Here is an 8,325-nt window from a genome sequence, read left to right on the forward strand (position 1 = left end):
GAAAATTATATAATAAAATCGTTATTTTGTCTTAAAAAATATTTGTAAGTAAATGATTATATATTAAAAAAGTTATTACTTTTTTAATGTTATATTTAGTTAAACGGTTATTTGTAAAATACTTTTATGTTCTCTCACTATGACTTCTAAATTTCGATCAACAAAAAGATCTGTCCATACTATATGTAGCATTTTAGTAATTGATATGAATAAAAAAGAAACAGTCCCTTTTAAAGAGACTGTTTCTTTTTATACTTCATTTAAGAAACAGATAGCTAATGTTCCCGGACCAGCATGAGCTCCAATAGCTGCACCAATTGAATTTACTACAAATACTTTGCATCCAAATTTCTCGGTAATCATTTCTTTTAATACGTCGACACTTTCTAAATCATCACCGTGTGAAATTCCAATTGTTTGATCTTTAAGGTTCTTACCCCTTGTTTCCATAATCTCAACTATACGTTGAAATACTTTCTTTCGTCCGCGTATTTTTTCCAGTGGAATAAGCTTTCCATCTTCTACATTTAAAATAGGCTTAATATTTAATAAACCACCTATAAATCCTGCCACTTTACTTAACCGTCCACCACGAACTAAATATTGTAAATCTGCAACAGTGAATATATGTTCCATATGCTCAGTCAAAAATGCAATACGGTTTAAAATTTCTTCTTTTGTTGCTCCGTCTTGTGCCATTTTCGCAGCCTCTATTACGATTAATCCTAGGCCAATTGATACACATTTTGTATCAATAATTTCTAAAGAAGAATTAGGATAGGATTCTTTTACTTCCTCTTTTACAAGTACAGAGGATTGATATGTGCCAGAGAGCTCAGAAGAAAAAGCTAAATAAATACAGGTGATATCCTGTTTTGCATATGTAGTAAATACTTCTTGAATTTTTTCTAAAGAAGGTAATGATGTTTTATATACTTTTCCTTCTCTCATATTTCGTAGTAAATCAATAGGATCTAGTGTTACACCATCAAAGAATTCCTTTTCTTGTTCATCATATACACGAAGAGGAATAACCTCTATATCATAAGTTTGGAGCAGGTCCTTCGGTAAGTCCGCCGCACTATCTGTAATAATTTTTATTGTCATTGTTTGTTAAACCTCAATTCTTTTATAAATAAATAGTCCGATTCGTCTCTTTTAAATTATATATGCAATATAAAGATTAAGAAAGTGAAAAATTTTATCATCATATTTCTACTATATTGTATTCGCCCAAAGAAGTAACAATGACTTTTTTCTCAAGTATAACTAGAAAATCGATAAAAACTTATTAATTATATCACTTTTTCATTTTCGGACATGTTACTGTTTCATGTTTTTCATAAAAAACGTTATAATAATATATAGCCTCTTAGATTAAGAAATAAAGGAGAATAGAATATGGCAAAAATTAAAGTATATCAACCGAAAGAAGAGCATGTAGATGCAGTAAAAAATTTAATTGATGTTGAGGAATTAAATCCATCAGCTACTGATTTACAAAATTTATATGCATGTGTATTAGAAACTGAAGATATGTCTTTACCTGAAACGTACATTGAAGAAGATATTTTAATCGACTCTGTTGAAGGAATGGTAAATGCTTCAGCTAATAAAGTGAAAAATTTAGGAACATATGATGTAATTGAAGTACATAACAAAGGTAAGAAGTTACAAATTTTATTATTAGCAGATGAAGAATACGAGATTATTGAAGAATAATTTAATTTAGGTTTCTAAATCAATAAAATAAAAGCACTCTCTTCATATGAAGGGAGTGTTTTTCATCAATTTCTAAAAACTTTCCTCTAAATCTTGAGGTAAGACACGGGATAAAGTGGCTCTTATATCGTGAGTTTCAGTATTCATCTATACTTGTTTATATTCTTTCACAAGTGATTGATTCTTGTTTTTGTATGTTTCATGATATTCCACTACTCCAATTTCACACTCTGGACCAATCGTTACATTGTTACCTCGAATTATGTTCGTGTTTGTATATTCAACATTAATATTGTCCCCTTCTATTAACTCTGTTTCTAATCGAGGAGTAAACATTGTTTTAAAGAGCCAACTTAAAGGGGATTTCCTATATTTTATGTTAATTGTTTGACCACCTAGTTCTTTTGCTTTACATTCTCCGTGTATATCAATATACATATTATCTGCACTCAATAAGCCGCCCACAATAAATTGTCCTTCTGATTTGAATGTATCTACCTCACAATTCCCATCAATGACTGCTTTACCGCGAATATCCATGTCCTCACCGGATACATTTCCTCCGACTGTTCCTTTACCAGAAATATCTATTTTCTTTACAGTTGCATCTTGTTGTATACTACCGCTGCCTTCAATACTCATGTGCATGGCATCTATTTTTCCATTTATCTTTCCGGAACCACTTATTTTTACTGTTTCAGCTTTTATATCTCCATTTACATGACCAGAACCATTACACTCAAAATCCACACATTCTACATCCCCATTTACAGTCCCTTTTCCGTTTAATTGTACATTGCGAAACTGTCCTCCGTTTGACGTTCCATATCCATTAATTAATAAATCATCGGTTTTCACTACGATCCCTCCATCATAACAACTTTGTTTTTAATTCTTCTGTACAAATCATTAAAGGTAAACGTATCACGATTTTCGTACCTTGATCAAAATATAAATCCTCTGCACTCGAAAGTAAGAAACATGTTGAAATACCTAATTTTCGAATAAAAATAAGCTCACCATGTTTATTCTTCATCGTTTCATAGTGCTCATTTAAAACATGTAACATCATTTTTCCTTCTTCGAGGCTAATCTTTCCAGACTGAAGTACCTTTTCTAAAATATAAATATAAAGTAATTTTACAAAACGAAATTCAGTCATTTCTTGATTTTGCTCTATAAAAAAGTTGACTACTGATTCTGAAGCAATCCCGCGTTGTATAATTCCTTCCTTTGTTAAACTAATCTCATTTACATTTGGTGAGAACATATTTGCCAAATCATCGAGGGACAAACTTTCTTTCATCGTCTGAATTTTTTCGATTCTATCTAAAATTTTTTCTTTTGGGAAAAACGTCTCTTGCCCTGTAAACGTTGATTTTCTCACAAACCAATCTTCTGGTATTAAGTTTTTTCTTTTCCATCTATATAGCTGACCATAGGAGATTCCAGTTAAATCTAACAAATCTTTTTTCGAAATTAAGTCCTGACTCAAAATTTTGCTCTCCCTTCTTTTTATTCAATGTAACATAACATTGTTATGCTGTAAAGATACATTTTTCCATTTGTATGAAAAATAGACTGAAATCGTTGCTATGCTAAGTATAACTTTATCCGTTCTATATATAAATAAACCCATCATTTCATCGTATAACGGTCGAAGAAATGATGGGTTGCACTTTGTTCTACTACATTGTTACGTTATGTTGTTGTTTAAACCATATATGATAAAAATTAATCCATCCCTGAGAGTTAATTGCTACATTTTGTATTGCCTCTTGCGTATGTATTGTCATATAATTTCGATACCAAGGAATGATATGAATATTTTCTAACAGCTCCTGTTCTGTTTCCCCTAACAATTGCAAACGCACACTCCGGTTTTGTTCCTTAAATACACGTTTCAACTTCTCATTTAAATTGAAAGAACTATGCTGATGAAGAAAACTATTTGTCGTTAGCAGTAAATATAGATAACTTAATTCCGTATGCTCGCTTATTGTAGCACTATCATGAAGCAAATCAGCTTCTTGTATTACCCGAGGTGTAAGAAGTTCATGTGCATCTAAAAAAGATAGTTCTATCTTAATTCCATACTTAGCACATTCCTTTTGAATCCAATGTGAATCCTCAGCGTGATCTTGCTCTTGAAAGGTATATAAATATAATGTTTCTCTTCTATACCCACTAATCCCTAATAAATCTTTAATTGAATTTCCGTTCTTTATTTCAATTGTTTTTCCTAATAACAGATTCGTTGCTACTTCTCCTCGTTCTCCTCTTAAATCATTAAATATTTTCTTGCCATTTATAATTTGTTGTAATGCTTGCCGAAAAGCTAAATGTTGTATCGGACCTTTCTTTTTTATATTAAGTGTTATGTATGTTACATTCGCTTCTAATTGAGACGTTTCTTTTTTAACGCTCTTTTTATCATGTTGTATAGAAGCGGATAATACTTCATAACCACTATAACTGCTTAAATCTTGTGAGTACCAAAGCTCAATACGATCAAGAAATGGTCGCTCGCGAAAATATAAAGGATTTACTTCTAAAATAAGGAGTTCATCATCATTTTTAACGAGTTTAAATGGACCTGTTCCATTTAATAAGTATTGATTAGTCTCTGTTTTATATGATTCAGAAATGATAGAACAATGTTCCCCTCTTAAAATATGTAAAAATAATTCATTTTCTCTTTGTAAGTGAATTTCGATTGTATATTCATTTACGATATGTATTCTTTTAATATCTTGTAGCATCCAGCGATATGGATTATTTTTTGTGCTTAAAAAACGATTGAAAGTATACTTGACATCATGTGCAGTAAGTATTTTTTGATTATGAAAATGAACGCCTTTACGGAGATAAAATGTCCAAATTTTATGTGTATGATTATATTCCCAATAAAAAGCGAGGCGAGGTTCGACTTCATTTGTCAATTCATTATAATGAACGAGCGTATCACAAACGTGCTTAACAATGTGACACTCAGAGCGAAGCGTTACATACATAGGATCTAGACATGTAATTGGCTGTATGCGCATGTTTAAACGTAAAACATCGATTCTTCCTTGAGGTGACTGTTCAATGTGGTATCCAAAAAGTGTGTCAATCCATGTTTTGAATTGTTCTAATACATAGGGAAAATGCTCTGCATATGTTTGAATAAAAGCTTTTCCACTTTTGATTTCGCCTTGTTTTACTAGAGCCTTTCCTTTTTCATAAATAAGCGTTGCCGGATCTTGTAAAAAAGCGATTTTAGATCGATTTCCTCTTCCCCGTCCTGGCAACCAACAAATCCATTTCATTTCTTCTAGTTTTTTTATTGTGAATTTACTATTTCGATCTGTACAATATAATGATTTTGAAATATCTTGCAGTGATATTTCTATGTTGTCGCCAAGATTTCTCCCTTTTGCATACTGAAGCCAGAGCTGTATGTAATGATCCAAAATTATCATGCCTATCCCCCTAAAAGATGAAAAATTTCTTTGCTTCATTCTACTCTTTTTCTTCTTTCCTTTCCATCATATAATTTCCATATAGAAAGGAGAGAATGAAATGATGACATTCGCAAAACGTTATAGTAAACCAATATGGATCCGGTTATTTGGAGAACTGTTAACGAGTATAACCGGAGCAATGCTCGCACTTATTTTCATCATATATGTAAACAAAGCTTTAAATGGAAACGCCTTGTTTACTATGTTACTTTTTGGACTACAACCGCTTAGTGAAATTCTCTTTACACTTTTTGGTGGTAGCATTACAGATCGATATGGAAGAAAAAGAATTATTCTAACTGGACTACTCTTACAAGCATTCGCTATGACTGGTTTTATTTTCACAAAATCCGTTATACTATTCGCTTTCTTCTACATTATGAATGGTCTAGGGCGTTCTCTTTATATTCCTGCACAACGAGCACAAATTGCAGATGTAACAGAGAAAGAAAAGCAAGCCGAAGTATTTGCTCTCATCCAAACAGCTGGAGCTGTTGGAGCAATCGTTGGCCCAACTCTTGGATATCTCTTTTATAAAGATGATCCAACCATACTCTTTATCCTAGAGGCCGCTGCTTTATTTTTCTATTCGTTTATTGTATGGACGCAGCTCTCAGAAACAGCTCCAATCCTTCAACATAACGAACAGAAAAACACCTCTATGAAATGGAAGCGTTTTCTCACACAACATTATAGCGTGTTTGGACTTATGACTTTTATGCTACCTATCAGTTTTTTCTATGCACAAATGGAAACAAACTATCGACTATATGCTGAAAAAGAATTATTCACCAATTTTATGTTTGTTTTTACATTTATGGCTACATGTAAAGGTATTATGGAAATTGTTTTGCAAGTCGGAGTCGTAAAATGGGCAGCGAAATTTTCAATGCAGAAAATTATTGTTATTTCTTATGTTTGCTATACGATCGCTACGATTGGTTACGGCTACTCCAATACATTATGGTTATTATTTTTCACACTATTAATTTTAACAATTGGAGAAAGTGTAGCTTTAAATCATCTATTACGTTTTGTTTCTGAATTAGCACCAGCACATATGCGAGGGATTTATTTCTCTATATACGGTATACACTGGGATATTTCACGAATGCTTGGTCCAGCAGCCGGAGCATTATTATTACAACACTTTAGCGGGAGTTTCTTATTTAATATGTGTGCCGTTTTTCTCATAATTGGCGGCGCTTGCCAATACCTCTTTATCACTTATATTCTCAAACAAGACAAAACAAAAAGGCTGTCCGCATAAGGAGCAGCCTTTCTTATGTAATTAAGCTTCAATCTCTTTACCATCTTCTACGATGTGATAAAGTAAATGTGCTAAATGATGAATTGGACCGTTTTCTTCCTCTTCTTCATCCGTTTCACCTTGGAACTCAAGATCATTTAAATACAGGGCTACAAATTGATAAAATAGTTTTAAATCAAAACCGTAGCACGCACTTGGTTCTTCATGATCCCCTTCATATTGAAGCATTAAATATTGCTCATTACCTTCAGCATCTTCCGCATCAAAGAAGACAAAAAAACCTACATTAGTATCTAAATCAAACAAATGACGCGTACCGCCTTCTGTTGCTTTGTTAAAATCATCTTCATTTAATTTATAAACAGTCGTAGCTTTTGCATTATCTTCTTGATGAAAATTAACTGTAAATTCTTTCATGTTGACACCTCCAAATGTTATGTCCTTAGCATAACAGATTTATAAATATAACACAAAATTAACGAAAAAGGACTGCTTACGAAAGTAAACAGTCCTCCTACTTTACTTTTTCATCATCCGAAGCAAAAAGCTAACAATAAAAATAAGAATAATGGAACCAATTAAAGCTGGGACTATCGAAAAACCACCAATCACAGGACCGAATTTGCCAAGAAGTGATGTACCAATCCAAGATCCAATAATACCCGCAATAATATTTCCAATTACCCCACCAGGAACATCTCTTCCAATGATTAAACTAGCAAACCAGCCCAAAATGCCCCCAATAATTAATGACCATAATAATGCCATGCGCTTTTTCCTCCTTAAAATTGTTAACATATCAAATGTGTAATTACTTACGTTTAGTTATGCTACATTTTTATGGAAAAATACGCTAAAACGTTCATGTGATTTTCATATATTTTATCATTGAAAAATGATAAAGATTAATCACAGAAAAACTTCTCTCTTTCTACAGAAATCCAAGGTTGTAAATTATCCTTACTTTCTTGCATTAATCGATTCACTAATACATCGTGCCATATGTAATTTTCTAATAGAGACACATGTACAGGGTCGTCTGTATAAAAGGTATTTCCATTTTGTTCTACAGTGTGACCATAAATCATTTCTTTGCCATCAATAGAAATAATAAACCACTTTTTTTCTCCGATGTTATCTACGTAATCCGTCTTACGATGAATTATTAAACTTGGTAATGAATTCTCAACTTGAAAGACAATTCCCTTTAGAATACAAGTTTTTTGCACCTCTTGTAAGTCAGCTTCAAGCTTTTCATACATCGTATCCCACATAGATATGATAATTCTGCTTTTAGCTCGGCGAAGGAGAATGCGGCAAAATGAAAGGATTGTTTCTTCTCCCTTTATAGTTGTAACACGCGGATCAGCTTTTGGCCTTTGACCTTCAAATGCTTTTAATTCTTGTTGTACAGATGTATATGTATCTTCCCATTTTTGTTTAATTGATTCTAGAAATACATCAACAGGCAAAGGAGAATATTGTGCAGCTTCATTTACTTCTTCTTTTATCACTACACCCATTTTTTCTAATCCTTCTAACACTTCATAAATCCGAGCACGAGGAACACCAGATTGTTTACTTACTTGATAAGCACTTGATGTCCCTAAATATACGAGGGCTACATACGCTTTTGCTTCGTACTGATTAAAACCTAGCGACTGAATTTTTTGTAAGATTTTTTCCATAATAACCTTCCTATATATGGTTTTAAATAACGATAAACATTTAACTACTAAGACTAATAGTATCGTTAAACAACGGTTTAGTAAATAATTTCTATTGTGGTAACAATTACTGGCCTTTATGTAAATACAAATTGAAAAA

The 8,325-nt window shown here is 32.3% G+C and carries 9 protein-coding genes; 2 read left to right on the forward strand and 7 right to left on the reverse strand.

The genetic code is table 11. The features are described 5' to 3' along the window. Positions 1 to 249 precede the first annotated feature (249 nt). Positions 250 to 1,107 (reverse strand): DegV family protein, encoded by an 858-nt coding sequence (locus V7024_RS19580; RefSeq protein WP_335522945.1) that lies wholly within the window; start codon positions 1,105 to 1,107, stop codon positions 250 to 252. A 294-nt stretch (positions 1,108 to 1,401) separates the two neighbouring features. On the opposite strand from V7024_RS19580, the gene V7024_RS19585 reads away from it, so the two are divergent. Beyond that, the gene (locus V7024_RS19585; RefSeq protein WP_335522947.1) at positions 1,402 to 1,722 is read left to right on the forward strand and encodes a hypothetical protein; all 321 of its coding nucleotides are present in this window, start codon (positions 1,402 to 1,404) and stop codon (positions 1,720 to 1,722) included. 147 nt (positions 1,723 to 1,869) lie between these two features. On the opposite strand, the gene V7024_RS19590 is transcribed toward V7024_RS19585, so the two are convergent. The 3 genes from V7024_RS19590 to V7024_RS19600 form a co-directional block, all read right to left on the reverse strand. After that, positions 1,870 to 2,586, reverse strand: coding sequence for a polymer-forming cytoskeletal protein (locus V7024_RS19590; protein ID WP_335522961.1), 717 nt, complete (start codon positions 2,584 to 2,586; stop codon positions 1,870 to 1,872). A 7-nt stretch (positions 2,587 to 2,593) separates the two neighbouring features. Further along, positions 2,594 to 3,217, reverse strand: a complete 624-nt coding sequence (locus V7024_RS19595; RefSeq protein ID WP_335522949.1) for a YhbD family protein — start codon at positions 3,215 to 3,217, stop codon at positions 2,594 to 2,596. 193 nt (positions 3,218 to 3,410) lie between these two features. Continuing rightward, a complete protein-coding gene (locus tag V7024_RS19600; RefSeq protein WP_335522951.1) occupies positions 3,411 to 5,186 on the reverse strand; it encodes an SgrR family transcriptional regulator in 1,776 nt (591 codons plus the stop codon). 100 nt (positions 5,187 to 5,286) lie between these two features. Between V7024_RS19600 and V7024_RS19605 the strand changes: the two genes are divergently transcribed. Then, entirely contained in the window at positions 5,287 to 6,498 is a 1,212-nt protein-coding gene (locus V7024_RS19605; protein WP_335522954.1) for an MDR family MFS transporter, read from the forward strand. Between the two features lie 21 nt (positions 6,499 to 6,519). Here the strand turns inward: V7024_RS19605 and V7024_RS19610 are convergent, their stop codons facing one another. From V7024_RS19610 to V7024_RS19620, 3 genes are all read right to left on the reverse strand, one after another. Further along, the gene (locus V7024_RS19610; protein WP_098917800.1) at positions 6,520 to 6,915 is read right to left on the reverse strand and encodes a cytosolic protein; all 396 of its coding nucleotides are present in this window, start codon (positions 6,913 to 6,915) and stop codon (positions 6,520 to 6,522) included. A gap of 102 nt (positions 6,916 to 7,017) precedes the next feature. Beyond that, positions 7,018 to 7,266, reverse strand: a complete 249-nt coding sequence (locus tag V7024_RS19615) for a GlsB/YeaQ/YmgE family stress response membrane protein (RefSeq protein WP_020061819.1) — start codon at positions 7,264 to 7,266, stop codon at positions 7,018 to 7,020. 137 nt (positions 7,267 to 7,403) lie between these two features. Beyond that, positions 7,404 to 8,186, reverse strand: coding sequence for a TrmB family transcriptional regulator (locus tag V7024_RS19620; RefSeq protein WP_335522959.1), 783 nt, complete (start codon positions 8,184 to 8,186; stop codon positions 7,404 to 7,406). Positions 8,187 to 8,325: the final 139 nt, after the last annotated feature.

Source organism: Bacillus sp. JJ864 (assembly GCF_036963045.1).
GTDB lineage: Bacteria > Bacillota > Bacilli > Bacillales > Bacillaceae_G > Bacillus_A > Bacillus_A pseudomycoides_C.